Origin of the sequence: Acinetobacter bohemicus ANC 3994 (assembly GCF_000367925.1) — a bacterium.
Taxonomy (GTDB): Bacteria; Pseudomonadota; Gammaproteobacteria; order Pseudomonadales; family Moraxellaceae; genus Acinetobacter; species Acinetobacter bohemicus.
Genome location: NZ_KB849166.1, coordinates 1 through 16,532, shown reverse-complemented (window position 1 = coordinate 16,532; position 16,532 = coordinate 1). Strand labels below are relative to the sequence as shown.

The window sequence follows — 16,532 nt, the reverse complement described above, 5'->3', positions numbered from 1 at the left end:
GGCAATGAGTACAATAGCTCTGTAGGGTTCGACTAACTTAAATCTGGACTGTCATTATTCAGGCATACCGTAGGAGTGTGTTATGCCTGATCCCCAAGATATAAATAATCCTTTCTTCCATGAATCGAAAACTACAAAAGCTTCTGAGCAAGATAAATTTAAGTTTGATCCGAGCACCGCTAAACCAGTACAAAATAAATCAATGGTTGCAGAAGTTGAAGGTTTTAATTTTGATCCAAGTACAGCGAAGGCCGTGAATAAAGGCCTGGGTGGTCATATAAAAGACTTTGGGACATCCCTTGCAGCTGGTGCCGCATCCCTTCCTGATATTGCGATTGGTCTAGGTGATCTATACACCGGTGGTCGTGCCGGTAAAGCAATTGAGGAATCAGGCATTTATACACCGGGTTCTGGTAGTAGCTACTGGAAAGATAAAAAAACTGATGTGGCAAAAGTCCAATCACAAGAGTTTGCTGATGCAGAAGGCGTAGTCGATAAAACCAAAATTGCTTTAAGTAATCCTACAATGATTTCGAATGCGATTGGTGAATCACTCGCACCTATGGCGGCTGGTGGTTTAGTTGGTCGTGGTATTAATATCGCATCAAAAGGCAAGATCGGAGCAGCAGCAGCCGGAGCTTTAGGCGAGGGTGCTGTGATGGCAGGTTCACAGGCTGAAAGCATTCGTCAACAAACAGATGATGGATTACTTAGTGGTGGTCAAACAGCTGCGGCAGCTGCAACTGGTGTTGCTGGTACTTTATTTGGTTTCTTGGGTGGTCGTATTGCACAGAAACTTGGCTTTGACGATATAGATAACATGATGGCGAATGGCATATCACGTGAAGCTACCGAACAGGCTGCAAAAGATATTCCATTTTCAAGCATTCCAAAAAGTGTGCTGATGGGTGCGGTAAGTGAAGGCATTTTAGAAGAATTACCTCAGTCACTTTCCGAGCAAGCTTTACAGAATATTGCTTTAGATAAGCCATGGTATGAAAACTTAGATGATGCTGCGGTGATGGGTACACTCGCAGGCATGACCATGGGGGGCGGTATAAATGCGTACACGTCAACACAAGATTATCTAAATGCACAACGTAATAACAATGAAAGTGCAAGCCCAACTGATTCTAATGCACCGAACTTACCGGCTCTACCTGGTGGGAATGGTGGTGATGCTTTAACTGGTGAATATATCCCACGTGCTGATCAATCAAGTCAGCCAGAGCAAAGCCGTACCAATTATGAATATGATCAATTCTCTACCGATGCTGATAATATTTTAGGGCAAGGTACTGGATTTAATCCAATGCAGGGCAACTATCCGGAAAATCCGGATAGTCCAATTGCACCGACTACGCCGCCGTTGTCACGTCAGTTAGGGATCAATTCTGAAGATGGTCCAATGTCTACCGCAGCAGCTTTGGCGGTGGATAGTGGCGCAACAGCAACGATGCTCAATGCACCGGCTGTCACTGATACGGCACAAGATGACGTTAATAACAATGCACCGTTAAGCAGTGCAGCAGGTCTACTCAATGCACCAACAGAAAACACTGGCACAAGCAATGAATCAAGCACAGAACAATCCAACACATTTGGATCTACTATCGGACCACTTGATTCAGGAAGTGGTATACAAGGCCGGAAAGAATCTGGGATTACTAAATCCAGTACAAACAACAGCGCAAGCAACGACATTGAGCGACAAGGAGATTCATCAATCCTTCAAAACACTATCGGAAATGGCGGACAAGATGCGTCAGGAGGAATCAATAGCGCAGATTCAGTTTCAGGAATTAGTAAGCCTTCACAAGCTACACAAGGGCAGTCAGATCGTAATAACCTCAACGCCGTCGGGAATAACTCCGTTTTATCAGGCAAAACTACAACAGCAGAAAATGGCAGTTCTACTATCGGAACAACTACAGGTGATTCACAAGGTCGAACTGTAGAGCCTATTCTTGGTGCCGACGGTAAAAATAAATGGTTTGGCAACCAGAATAAAGCGCAAGCATTCATTGATAAGAAAAATTTAGGCAATGATTACCAGGTAGCTCAGGACGGAAAGCATTTTGAAATTCAGCCAAAATCTACCCAGAGTAATGAAAAACAATCACAAATTTCAGACCTTGAGCAGCAGCTTGCCAATGAAAAGAGCGTGATCAAAAAGGTCCGTTTGCGTAAACAGATCTCAGAATTGCAAAATGGTTTGGCAGAACCGGTGCAAAGCGATGTAAGTTTAGATCAACCAAGAAAGGCGACGGCTGAGAACCTGAGTGGCGAACTTAAAAGAATGGAACAAGCTACTGCGCGAGTTAATGCAGTACGTCAACGTATGCGTGATGCTAATCCTGAAATCTTCACCGAAGAAAATGACCGTGTCCGTGAAACCCATGGTCTAACAAATGCACGTGTAACAGCGATTGCTGACGAAATCGAAAGTTCAGGAAGTTATGAACTTTCTGACCGTGAATATGACAAGGTTAAGAACAATCCAAATTATAAGATCGACTACAATCCAAAAACCTTTACTGGAAAAGTTACCGCCGTTAAAGATCAACATAGCGGTGAATGGGTAGGTAAGAGCGAACAGTCTGATTTAGACAATGCAGCACATGCATCAGCCACAAGTACACAGAATGATCTTCCTGAGCCCACACAAGCCCAAATTGAAGCAGGCAACTACAAGAAAGGTCACATCAAAGTTCACGGCTTAGATATTGCGGTAGAAAATCCACGCGGATCTGAACGCCGTGGGACAGATCAGGACGGTAAGGAATGGGCGCATACCATGAGCGACCACTATGGCTATATCAAACGTACAACAGGTGCAGATCAAGAGCAGATTGATACTTATGTAGGTAAAAACCCTGAATCTGAAAAGGTTTATATCGTTGATCAAATTAATCAAGGTAATGGTAGTTTTGATGAGCACAAGGTGATGATGGGCTTTGATAGTCAAGAAGAAGCCATTGCTGCATACCAATCTAACTTCGATAATGGTTGGAAAGTTGGTCCTGTTAATGAAATGTCCAAAGATCAATTTAAGGATTGGTTAAAAAATTCGGATACCTCTAAACCTGCCGCATCTAAAAACTTGAAAGACAGTATTGAAAATATTCGCGCAGAAAAAATACGGAAAAAGACCGTAGATGATTTGCATAGCAGTGTTTATGGATTAGCTACGGATGAACAATTACAAGAATCATTGAAACATTTAAATAACGAAATATCCAAAGCACATAAGCGGAGTGAAAATGAAGTTGTGAACGGTAAGCGTAGTACACGTAAAGCTGTTGCTGCAGGTGCTTTAGATCGGTTTTTAAAAGACCGTGTTGATTTAGAAACCTACATGAAGGCACGCAAGAATGGTGAGCTGAAACAGCGTAGTAAAACAGTAAATGATTATAGCCGTGATAAATTAAAGCCTGATGATGATCGTAAAGGTGCTTCACCATTAGATACAACATTTACTCCATTATCGGTCGTTAGTGCTACTCATAGAGTCCTTTCTGTTCTTCAACATCTCAAAATGTCCGCTACACAAGATACGTCTGTTCGTGGTCGTATCAATATTGGTCGTAATCGCTTGAAGTCTGGCTTTAGTGTTCAAGTCGTTTCGAGCTTTGATGGACTTCCTGCGGAAATACAAAATGATGCTACCTACCAAGATGAGAATGGCGAAACCAAGAATTATAATGTAAGCGGTGTTTGGCATGATGGCACACTCTATGTAGTTGCTGACCAAGTTTATGGAGATAGCCCAAAACAGCTTACTACATTTGATGCGTATGAGGAATTATTAGCACATGAAATCATTGGGCATTTTGGTGTTCAGCAGATATTCGGCAGTGAGTATAAGACCAAATTACAGCAACTTTTTAATGCACTTGGTGGGCTTGATGGCATTCGTAAAATAGCCAAAAATAATGGCGTGAATATACAGCAATTTGAGAGCTCATATATTCAGCCATATACTCAAGGTGCAAAAGATAAAATTTATGCTGAATCTGATGTGCAACAAGCTTTAGTCGGAGAGTTGTTCGCTTTTGTTGCTCAAAACCAAAGTAAACAACCCTTTGTGCGTCAAAAATTAAAAGAAGTAATTGGATTTATTCGTCAATGGTTTCGTGAGCGTGGTTTTGATAAATTTTTATCACGCTATAACGATACTGATTTAATGATGTTTATAGCTGAGGCACGTAAAGCTGTAGTAGATCAAAGTTACTTTGGAAAATATAAGAATCAAAACATTTCAAGCAAGGATGATTTAGACACTCCGTTATACAGCCGTCGCAGTGAAAGTACAAAAAGTTCATCCATTCAACAGGTTCGTGATGTATTGGTAGAACGGTTTGGTGAAGATGTAATCAGTGAACTTGAACGTCAGGGTAAGCTTGAAATTATTCAGGATTATCAAGTTGAAGGTGTTGAAGGGTTTTATTACAACGGAAAAGCTGTACTTGTTGCATCGAATCTAACCAAAGAAAGTGCAGTACCAACATTCCTACATGAATTGGGTGGTCATGGTGGCTTCCAAAACATGATGAATGAAAAACAATATCAGGAACTGATGCGGCAGTTTGATAAGTTGGTTGAACAAGGCAATCCTGTTGCATTGGCAGCTAAGTTGCTTGCTGAACGTGAGCAGGGTACAGAACGACAGAAATTGGAATATCTTCCGTATTTATTAACCCTCTCATCTACCATGCAACAACGCAATGTGATTCAACGTAATGCGCTTCAAAAATTGATTCATAATATCGTTGCGTATGTAAAAGCATGGGCATTTGATCAATTTGGGATAAATCTAAATCTAAATCCAGATGATATGTTGGCTTTGTCAGAGCGCATGATTGGGCAAATTAAACACCAATCATCATTGGATTTAATTCGTCAAAAATATCATGGTACAAGTCAATGGATGACAGCACCAAACGGTGCGAAGACACATCTTTCAGAAAAACAATGGTTACAAGTCCGCACACCAGAATTTAAGAAATGGTTTGGTGATTGGGAAAATGATGCTGCAAATGCTTCACAGGTATTAGATGAAAATGGGGAGCCTAAGGTTGTTTATCATGGTACTGCCACCGAGTTTAATGAATTTAAGCAAGGTCATGGCTTATTGGGAGATGGTATTTACTTAACTGATAGCTTTGATACAGCAGATGTATATGCCAATGTCCGTGGTAAAAATGGTTTTGTAATACCTTTATTCGTGAATATTCGAAATGCATTTAAAACAACAGGTAATGTATCTCGAGATACATTTGTAGAAGCAACAAGTTCTGGTAAATATCAGGGAGTCGTTCATCAATTTGAAAATAAAGAATATATTGTTGCGTTAGAGCCTAACCAGGTCAAAATGGCTGAAGGTAATGCAGGAACCTTCAACAGTGAAAGTGCTGATATACGTTTTAGCCGATCCGCAAATAATGTCGTCGATCGACTAAGTGAAAATATTAAAAATTTGTACAGTGGTAACTTTAAATTACCTAGTATGGCTGATGCAATGAAGTATGGTTTGATGTTTTTGAGCCGTATGCAGATCACGGATATTTATAAAAAAATTCTCCCTCAGTTATCTGTATACAATGATTTAGTACATCAGATGGATGCTGATAAAAATGATATTGCAGCTGAAGCAGATAATATTGTGCGTGAGTGGTCAAAATTAAATGATGAAGAGGCTTTAGCAAATGTTATGCATGAAGCTACTTTAGCTCAAATTGACCCAGCTAAACCATACCAACAAGGAGATAATAAAGTTAAGTATCAGCAACTGCTTAAAAATTACAATAATTTATCACCTGAAGCTCAAGCAATGTATAAAAAGGCTCGAAATGCCTATAGTGGGCATTATGCCAAAGTTCGTGAAGCGATTAGAGAGCGAATTTTAAGGTCTGCTTTGAGTAGTCAGAAAAAAGCAGATTTACTCAAAAATATCGAAGGTTCTTTTGGTCAAATTAAAGGAGTCTATTTTCCGTTAGCTCGTTTTGGTAAATATGTAGTTGTGGTACGTAATCAGAATGGAGATGTGGAAAGTATTAGTCGCGCTGAAACTGAAAATGAAGCCAATGCTTTACGTGAACAATTAATTCAAAAATATCCTCAATTTAAAATAGATTCTGTTATTCGTGATCAAGATTATAATGCCTTACGAGATAAAGTAGGGCGTGGTTTTATGTCAGACTTGTTTGATGAAGTTGGTAATCTTGGCTTCGATGCAAAAAAGCAAGCTGAGTTTGAGGATACTTTAAGTCAGTTGTATTTGTCTTCTATGCCTGATTTATCTTGGGCAAAACATGGTATGCACCGAAAAGGCACTGCAGGATTCAGCCAAAATGCGCGTCGTGCATTTGCTCAGAATATGTCAAGTGGAGCTGGTTATCTTGCTAAGTTGCGCTATGGTGATCAACTTGTGGCGCAACTGGATGAAATGAAAGAATATTCAAAGGCTCAAATTAAAAAGGATCCTAGCTATAAGCAACCTTTAGCATCTGCAGTCATCGATGAAATGAATGCACGTCATGAAAACCTAATGAATGCAAAAGGAAATGCTATATCTTCTCTTTTAACAAGTATGGGGTTTATCTATTTTCTTGGATTATCACCAGCGGCGGCAATGGTGAATATTCTACAAACTCCATTAGTTGCGTATCCTATTTTGGGGGCGAAGTTTGGCTTTGATAAAGCAGGATTAGAACTTTTAAAGGCATCAGCTGATTATGCTAAAGGTGTTGGATTTGAGATGCCTGATTTTACGAACTTGGATAGTCTCAGAAACAGTCTCAGTGATTCAATTGATCCAGACATAGCAAAAGTATTAAAAGAACACGAAAAGCAGGCATATGAAAAAGCAGTTTCTGCAGGTGTGATTGATGTAACACAAGCACATGATTTAGCAGGGATTGCTCAGGGTGAAGACAGTGGTGTTATGTGGAAGATACGACCTATCATGCGCGTGGCATCTCTCATGTTTCATCATGCTGAACGATTTAACCGTGAAGTAACTTTTATTGCTGCGTACCGGTTATCTAAAGAAAGTGGGATGGCGGATAGTGATGCTTATAAACAAGCAGTTAAGATGACTTACGATGGGCATTTTGATTATTCAGCTTCGAATCGTGCCAGATTTATGCAGGGCAACGTGGCAAAAGTTGTATTTCTGTTTAAGCAGTTTGGGCAGAATATGATTTATACAGTTGCACGACAGTCCTACATTGCTCTAATTGGTAAAAATCACACTAAAGAGGAAAGAGTAGAAGCCGCAAGGGCTCTCAGTGCAATGCTAGCAACTCATGCTTTGGCAGCAGGTGTTTTAGGTTTACCAATGGTAACTACTTTATTGGCTGTAGCATCCATGTTTGGTGGAGGTGATGATGATCCGTGGGATGCGGAAGTAGCTTTACGTAATGGTTTAGCTGATATGACTAGTCCAAAGTTTTCAAATTTAGTGATGAAAGGTTTATCACGTGGTACACCTGCAGATATATCTGGTCGAGTTGGTTTAGATAGTATGTTTTTGGCTAGAGCACCTGATGGATTAGAAGGACAAAAGCTTTATGAACAGTTGATCTTAGGGAATATGGGTGCAACAGTTGGCATGGGTGCAAATATAGCAAAAGGTATACAAGAACTTGGTCAAGGTGATTATGCTCGTGCTCTTGAAGAGATGTTGCCTACGTTTGCTAAGAATCCTTTTAAATCGTATCGCTATGCTACTGAAGGTGTACAGGATAAAACAGGTGTGGATATTTTGGATGGTAATCCAGTATCGGGTGCAGGAATATTCAGTCAGACTATCGGTTTTTCACCTAGTCAGGTGCGTACCGCATACGAAGGTAAATCAGCCGTTTATCAACAGGAACAAGCCTTAAAAAAACGTAAATCAAAACTAACAGCAAAATGGGTTAGAGCGAAGCGTAATGATGATCAAGAAGGCATGGATTCAGCATGGAAGGATATTCAAGAATTTAATGAAGTCAATCCTAAGTTACGGATTAAGCGTATAAACTTAATGCAAAGTTATCATCAAAATGCCAAACGTATTCGCGATGCTGAAAATGGTGTTTATCTTTCCAAGAAGTACAGTGATATTGGCGATTATGGTCGGTTTGCTGAAACAGATTAAGAAAAAAGCCACCGTACGGTGGCTTCTTTCTCTACTATAGTTGAGCACACCACTCAGCTTCATACATTTTGCTTTTCGCTTTATGTTTTTCAATAAATGTACCCACTATATAATCAGAGAACTCAAGCAACTCTAAATTATCAGATAATTGATTTTGCTCTACATTTCGTTTGATGTGACGAATTAATAAATGTGACCATTTGAGATGACACTCTGCTAAAGAATGTGCATCGGTTAAATCACCAGCATCGTACGATTTGACTTGCTCAGTTGATTGTTTCATACTTTTCAAAGTTGATATTCCAATATTAACATTTCAAGACCCTGATCTGTGGTAGGGGATGGGTTCTTGACTTAATTTCTTTAGCACATCCTAAAATCATGTTGTGCTTCTCTACATATAAAAAATAATAATAATTTTTCACCTGATCATATTAATGATCCCATTGCTCAGCCAATTTTTAAATTAATCTACATGAAAAATATATAAACTGCAAGATCAAAGCAGTATTAATTTTTACTAAAAATTCTAGTTAACTTGAAACATGGCATAAGTCAATGTAAATGCTCTATTGTATAAAACATTATAAATAATAAAATGTATAAACGCGAAATCTATTTATATTCATTTATATTTTTGAGCATTTAAGCATCAAGCCGTCTATGTAGCTATAAATCGGGATGAAAATGCGTTTTTATTTACACATAAGTGTATGAACAAAATGAACATTGTGTTCAAATGAACATTATATTTATTTGAGTGCTAAGCTTTAAAAATTTAAATTTTGAATCCAATATTTAGTTAATAAAACAAATATTATTTTTGTTTAGTTAATTAAAATATGATTATATAACCCTTAACATGCATTATATTAATGGATTTATAATTCATTAAGATAATAAGATTTTTTATTATAAATTAAAGAAACAAATAATCATTTTATTAATCTAATTAAAATATAATTAGGGTTAATTATAAATGATTATTGAAATGTAATTGCAATTATGAATTGACTTTACCCCCTGTAAGGTTAGCTAAAAAGTTACCTTTCCATAACACTCTATCCAATAACGCAGAGCTATTGGGGCAACTTATGCAAGAGAATACGATCCCTTGGATTATTAAAATAATTCCGGCCATTGTTGGGGCTATTCTTGCCCTTGTCTTAAGTGGGGATATTGATAAGAAGGGAAAAATCCAAGTAACTGTCAGCGTTATTTGTAAATTTGCAGCCAGTGTAACGGTTAGTCTTTACGGTGGTTCAGCATTCATTGAGCATTTTGAAATGCTGAAGACTTCAACCATGTATCAGGGCTTCATCATGCTGATGTTCGCGGTGTTTGGACTTTTAGCGATCGGCATTGTTTACCAAGCTGTAGCAATGTGGAGAGGTAAATCCTTACCGGAAGTTATTGCTGAAATCAAAGCTGCATTCCTTGCCATTCTAGGGAAGGGGGAATGACAAGTGAATATTGATCAATCGCAACAAGTTGCTCAAGCGTATTCTTGGCTTCGTGCTTTATCTGGTGGGAAATTATCAAATGCACAAGTGGTTGCTGGCGATAAAGTTATTGCAATGCACGGACTGCCAGTATTCGCAGACATTATCGGATTTAAACTAAATGCCTTAGTTTCTGGTCTGCGTGATATTTCGGAAAAGGGTTTATCCCTCATTCGTGAAGCAGAAAGCCTTGAATTGAAAGCTTACTTGGATACGGGTGGCGTATGGACCATTGGATATGGAACAATTAAATATCCTAATGGTGTGCGTGTTAAGAAAGGTGATGTATGCACACGTGGACAAGCGGAAATTTGGCTTAAAAACGATTGCTTATGGGTTGATGCCTGTCTTGATAAACACGTAAAGGTCGCTGTAAGTCAGAATCAATTTGATGCACTGGCATCCTTTATTTATAACATTGGTGAAACTGCCTTTATTAAAAGCACAATGTTAACGCTAATTAATAACAGCAATTTCCCCAGTGCTGCATCTCAATTTGATCGTTGGATCTACGACAATGGCAAAGAAATAAAGGGGCTTGTTAATCGTCGAAGTAAAGAGAAATTACTGTTCTTAAAATAAGCATTCTAATTTTAATGCTGTGCACCCTTATTACAGGGTGCACAGCTCACTCAATTAGCAGAAAGTGAATGTGAGGATTTATGTAAAAAGTTCTTTAGATGGGTATTGGTAGTAATTTTTATATAAATTAATAAGTTGAATATAATAAAAAATATACAGTCTTTAAAAAATTAAGTATATTTCAACATATAAAACGTGATTGTTTACTATAATTTTGGAATAACATGATAATAAAATTTATTATATTCGGGGTTGTTGCAAGTGTAAATACAGCACTTTGGGCTGGAACTTGTACTCAAACATTAGGCAGAGAGGATTGTGTATCGCCAATACCGCCACATTATACAGGTCCGTGGAAGTATGATACTGCAAACTATATGACGCCACCAGAAAAGCGAGCTACACTCGCAGAAGCAGTACAAGATGATTTTAAGTATAATGAAAAAATTAATAGTTGGGACTTGTCATCGGTAAGTACTTTTTATGTCACAAAAGAAGAACCCCTATATTTTCTCGCAAAACCGTTTGATTCCCTACCAATCCTAATCAGACTGCACACAGCTGGACCATATGTTCACAAACGCACGGATGGTAGCACTTGGATCAGTGAATGGGGGACTAATATTTATAAAAGCAGAGCAGGTGTAGGTTGGGAATGTCCACAAAATACGAATAGCACTGATCAAGATTATAATCGTTTGCCTCCTTTTTATTGCCGTACATTCACAAAAACTCCCCGACAATGCTCTCCCAGTGTAGGTAATCCATGTTCAATCACTACAGGGAATAAATATCAACGAGAGGTGGATTGGCAATCACCAACTGGTGATTTTAAGTTTTATCGCACATTTCAGAGCCTGCCTACTCGGGCTGATTCATCCCCAATTTGGACGCATAATTTTAACAGTCGATTGGTTATGTATATGCCAAAATCAGATAGTGGGGAAAAAATTGATCAGTTAGAATATTTGAGAAATGAAACCCAACCCGATATTAAATATACGTGGGGAGTGCTAATTGAGGAAGATGGCACAGAAACCAGTTTTAATATTGAACGTAATGCTTCAGAAAGTGTATGGCGCATAGGTCAAAATAAAAAAATAACGATTATACCTTTAGCCAATAAACATTGGCAGGTCATCTACTTAGATAAGAAAAAAGAAACTTTTAATGAATATGGTCAGCTTATAAAAGTTGAATATAACAATGGTCAAACCTATGATTTGAGCTATGAAAATAATGTATTAAACCGAATTGTTGATCGATTTGGGCGAGTACTTAAATTTAACTACAATTCTCAAGGTTTAATTTCTTCGATTATTTTACCAAACAGTAGGCAGGTTACGTATCAATATGACACGCTAAATCGCTTAAACAGTGTTACACGTCCTGGTTATGGTACAAAAACTTATCATTATAGTGAAAATAGCACGGTTGCACCGTCAGGTAACCCAAACTTGCTTACAGGAATTACTGATGAGACTGGTAAACGTTATGCTAACTATAGCTATGATGTTCAAGACCGTGGGGTCTTAACAGAACATGCGGGTAATGCTCAGCGTTTTAAGTTAATTTATACGAGCGGTTCAACCAAGGTAATAGGTCCATACGGGACAGAAGTATCATATAGTCATTCACCTGTATCAGGCATACCAAAAGTGAATATGGTTGTTCGTGGGTATGCTTTACAACAGTTTAATACCTATGACTCAGCTGGTAACTTAATCAAAAAAACAGAGAAAGGACAAACCACGACTTATAGTTATGACCTCAGTCGTAATTTAGAAACCTCTCGTACCGAAGCAGTCGGCACACCTCAGGAAAGAATAATTAATACCACTTGGCATACAGGCTTCTCCAAACCAACAAAAATTGAAGAAGTTTCACAAGCCCAGCTGATTAGAACAATAGTTTACACGTATGACAACCAAGGCAATGTACTAACTAAAACCATTACCGATCCTGCATCTCAAGAAAGTCGTACATGGAGTTATGAGTACAGCAACTTTGGTCAAATGACTAAGCAGACCGCACCAAATGGAGAGCAAACCACTTATCAATATGATGAAACGAACGGCAATTTATTAAGCGCTACTGATGTTAATGGAACTACTTCGATCTACAGTCAGCATAATGCTGATGGACAGCCAAAACACATTGAAATGAGCACAGGACAAGTTATTGAACTTGTTTATGACGAGGCTGGGCGAGTTGTTCAGCAAAAGCAAAGTGTTCATTCGAGCACACTGGTTTCTGATGGTAATGGACTAAACTGGTGGCAGGCTCTTGTAAACACTGTTTATGAATCATTTGGTGCAGAAGCCCCTTATGTTGAAAATCCACAAAATATATCAATTTCTGAAAATACATTAATTCAGTCTGCGATTACTCAGTATGAATATGACCCTCGCGGATTATTGATTTCAATCGCTTTACCTGATGGTGAAGAAATAGAATATGGGTATGATGATGCCCATCGTTTAACTGAAATTAAAGATCAGTCAGGCAATCGAACCGTCTATACTCTCAATGGTAATGGTGACATTACCCAAACTGAAGTATATGGGGAAACTGGACAGTTAGAAGCCAAGAACCAACAGGTTTATGATAATTTAGGACTTTTGAAAAATACATTAGGTAATGCTCAGCAAAATCAAACCTATAGCTATAATAGCTATGATCAGCAAGTCAGTAATAAAAATGCGCTGAATCAAAACTATAGCTATGCCTATGATGTATTGGGTCGTCAAACTAAAGAAACCGATCCACTGAACAAAAGTAGCCAATATGAATATGATGCTTTAGATCAACTTAAAAAGGTTATTGATGCTAAAGGTGGTACAACAACTTATCAATATAATGCTTTTGGGGAGGTGATACAGCTAAATAGTCCAGATACTGGAACAACTCATTACCAATATCAAAATGACAAGTTGTTGGAAAAAGTCGATGCCAATCAACTTAAACATCGTTATCAATACGATACACAAGGGAGGGTTGTATTACAGGAAGATCAGTTTACTGATGGCTCAGATCAATATGAACAAACAACATTTAATTATGGTCAGACAGGCTTAGATCAAGGCAAACTTATTCAAGCCAATAACAAAAGAACGGAGACTAAGTTTACCTATAATGATTTAGGATCGGTTCGTCAAAAAACCATTAAATACCTCATCACACAGCAAAGCACTCTTCCTGAGTTAAAAGTGCACTATAGCTACACTTCAGGTGGCAAACTAAAACAAGTTGGCTTACCAAGTGGCAATATCATTAACTATGATTATGATAATAAGGGCTTATTGATAGGGATTAAACAGAATAATCAGTCATTTATCAGCAATCTTAAACATTCAGTAAATGGCATTAAAGCTTGGCAATATAGTCAAATTGGTGATCAGGTTCAGTTTCAATATGACTTGGATGGACGTATCCAAAAGATATTAATGCCGAATGTCTATGAAAAAAACTATAGCTACGATGCTGCAGACCGAATTCTAGCAATCACCGACCCAAGCAATACACAACTCAATAGTAACTTTAAACATGATGTACTTAGTCGTTTAATTGAACAAAACCTTACCCAGAAGACTTACAAATATACATATGATGCCAATAGCAATCGTTTATTACGTCAGCAACTTGTGGGAACAAGTACAACGACTGAAAACTATACAGTTGATAGTAATAGTAATCGAATTAATAGCATTACTCAGGGAGCGAATAGTAAAACCTATAGCTATTTACCTACAGGTCAAATTACTAACGATGGTACAAGAAGCTACACTTATAATGCTCAAGGGCGTAGCGAAAGCATCAGTATAGGTACAAGCAGTAGCTTTAATGCTTATGATGCTTTTGGTCAGCGAATTCAGAAGATAGGAAGTAATGTGGGTGCAGTAGCACAAACATTATTTGTTTATGATGAAGCGGGTCAATTATTAGGTGAATATACACCCCAAGGGCAAGTGATTCGTGAATATATTTGGTTAGAAAATCGATTGGTTGGGCTAAGAAGCTATCAATATCCAAATGAAATATTGCGAGTTCACACTGATCATTTAGGTACACCGAGAGCGATTTCAAATAACCAAAATGAAGTGCTATGGCGTTGGGAGGGTGATCAGTTTGGGGATGTATTACCGCAGTCACCAGTCAATTTAGTCATGCCATTAAGACATGCAGGTCAGTACTACGATGCTGAAGTTAACCTATTCTATAATTATTTTAGGGATTATGACCCGATTACAGGTCGTTATGTAGAAAGTGATCCTATTGGATTAGATGGTGGGCTAAATACTTATGGGTATGTTGGGGGGAATGCTTTATCTTTAGTTGATCCACAAGGTTTAGCTATGGTAATTCCTACTGGAATAAGTCAGACGGTCAATTTAGCTTTGGCTATTGGTTTAATTTCGAGTATGCCTGATACAGGTTCTGGTTCAAAGAGTGTTCCAAAAGATGAACAATGTGATAAAAATCCTTGTGGAGAATTAACTCGTGTTAAAGCATTTGGAATAGCTCAGAAAATCGCACAAGTATCAAGAAAAGAAAGATATTATCTTCCATTTAGTACATTAAATAAATCTAGTCGTGATAAATGTAATGCTGGATTAATAAATAGCGGTGCAAAATATTTAGGATATGGCTGTAAATGGCAAAACGTCGAGATAGCTGATCATCCTGATGGACACCCTCATATGCCAGGAGGTCACCATGATTGCCCTCATATTCATGTCTACAAGAATGGGAAATCAATAGCAGAAATTATATATAAGAGAGGTTTATTTTGATTACAGGAATAATAAGTTCTTTAAGTAGTTGTGATGAAGATTCACATAAATATTTTTCAACTATTGATTATTATGAAATAAATTTTAAATACGAACCTGTAGATTATTATATAAGTCATTATATATCATCATACATATCTCTAGATATGAAAAGAGGTGCCATTTATTTGGGGGAAGAGGAGTTTTATCTAATTCCTAGAGATATATTAAATACTGAGTTTGAAAAAAAATATGGTAGTTATTTTTCTGGATATAAAGTTTTCTTGATAAATCCAAATTTTACTTTAATGGACAAAATTTTGAAATTCAATAAGTTAAATAAAATAAATCATATGAAAAGAAAATATGGAAAGGAGGTTTCTAAAAATTGTGATTTTGGCATAAATGAATTAATAGAGAATAGTGATTTTGTTTTTATTTTTTCTGAACTTTCGCAGAATATGGATAGTGAAGTTTTAATATTTTTTAATTCCAAAAGTATTAATTCTCTTAACTTTGTAAAAGATTATTTTGAATCAAAAGATATTTTTATTATAGATAAAACAGATAAATGAGGTCTTTAAATTTTTTATAATGTTGGTAGGGTGATCAGTTTTGGGGTTATGACCCGATTACAGGTCGTTATGTAGAAAGTGATCTTATTGGATTAGATGGTGGGCTGAATACTCAAATATTTTGGTTCATTAAATCCGTCATGGATTAATTTAAATTCTTCAGCAAAATGCCCTCCTAATTATCCTCATTGAGATAAAAAATGAAATTTATTAATACTAAATTAATATCAAAACAGACAATTATTAGACGAAACAAACCGAAATTGTCTTATTGTATTGAATCTGTTGATTATGAGGAATATAGCAATGGAATAAAGGAGTATTTTTTTGATGGTTATGGGAGTGATGTTTTTAATAAAAATGGAAATACAGTTGAGGAAGTACAGCCTAGATCTATACAGTCATTATGTTACACAAATCATTATAACTTTTTCCCGATAGCTATTTCGGTTCTGTGTGAAAGCGACTATATGAATTGGATTGAAGCGATTCCTTTTTATCCTATTCAAGAAAATTATGGAAAAGAATTAGTAGTGTTGGGTTATGAGATTATTTCTGCATTTGGTATGTATTCACCTATATTAGATAATGTTGATAATATACTTTTGCAGACTAATATGTATGGTTTATTAGATAATGAAGTAGAAGCACATCAATTCAAAATACATTTGGAAAGTATATTGCAAGAACATATGCCTTGGACAGTAATACAACTATCTATACATCAAAATATTAAATATCACTTAGATAATTGTTTTAAATAAATTGAAAAAAATAATTAATGCCAACCCACATAAACTGTAATAGCCAAAATGAAGTGCTATGGTGTTGGGAGGGTGATTAGTTTGGGGATGTATTACCGCAGTCACTAGTCAATTTAGTCATTTCATTAAGACATGCAGGTCAGTATTACGATACTGAAGTTAACCTGTTCTATAATTATTTTAGGGATTATGAC

The 16,532-nt window shown here is 37.1% G+C and carries 7 protein-coding genes; 6 read left to right on the top strand and 1 reads right to left on the bottom strand.

Annotation, left to right across the window (positions count from 1 at the left end; translation table 11 throughout):
• The first annotated feature begins 82 nt into the window (after nucleotides 1-82).
• On the top strand, nucleotides 83-8,143 hold the full coding sequence (locus F994_RS17825) for a PLxRFG domain-containing protein (RefSeq protein WP_004649366.1): 8,061 nt from the start codon (nucleotides 83-85) through the stop codon (nucleotides 8,141-8,143).
• A 34-nt stretch (nucleotides 8,144-8,177) separates the two neighbouring features.
• Here F994_RS17825 and F994_RS06215 read toward each other — a convergent pair whose 3' ends face one another.
• Entirely contained in the window at nucleotides 8,178-8,426 is a 249-nt protein-coding gene (locus F994_RS06215) for a hypothetical protein (RefSeq protein WP_004649365.1), read from the bottom strand.
• An 811-nt stretch (nucleotides 8,427-9,237) separates the two neighbouring features.
• On the opposite strand from F994_RS06215, the gene F994_RS06210 reads away from it, so the two are divergent.
• The 5 genes from F994_RS06210 to F994_RS06190 all read left to right on the top strand — a co-directional run bounded on the left by F994_RS06210 (nucleotide 9,238) and on the right by F994_RS06190 (nucleotide 16,338).
• Complete coding sequence (locus tag F994_RS06210) at nucleotides 9,238-9,606, top strand: hypothetical protein (protein ID WP_004649364.1); 369 nt, start codon at nucleotides 9,238-9,240, stop codon at nucleotides 9,604-9,606.
• Between the two features lie 3 nt (nucleotides 9,607-9,609).
• Nucleotides 9,610-10,227, top strand: a complete 618-nt coding sequence (locus F994_RS06205; protein ID WP_004649363.1) for a lysozyme — start codon at nucleotides 9,610-9,612, stop codon at nucleotides 10,225-10,227.
• A 224-nt stretch (nucleotides 10,228-10,451) separates the two neighbouring features.
• On the top strand, nucleotides 10,452-15,020 hold the full coding sequence (locus tag F994_RS06200) for an RHS repeat-associated core domain-containing protein (protein ID WP_004649362.1): 4,569 nt from the start codon (nucleotides 10,452-10,454) through the stop codon (nucleotides 15,018-15,020).
• On the top strand, nucleotides 15,017-15,574 hold the full coding sequence (locus tag F994_RS06195) for a hypothetical protein (protein WP_004649360.1): 558 nt from the start codon (nucleotides 15,017-15,019) through the stop codon (nucleotides 15,572-15,574). Before F994_RS06200 ends, F994_RS06195 begins: the two co-directional genes overlap by 4 nt.
• Before the next feature lie 200 nt (nucleotides 15,575-15,774).
• A complete protein-coding gene (locus F994_RS06190; RefSeq protein ID WP_004649359.1) occupies nucleotides 15,775-16,338 on the top strand; it encodes a hypothetical protein in 564 nt (187 codons plus the stop codon).
• Nucleotides 16,339-16,532 lie beyond the last annotated feature (194 nt).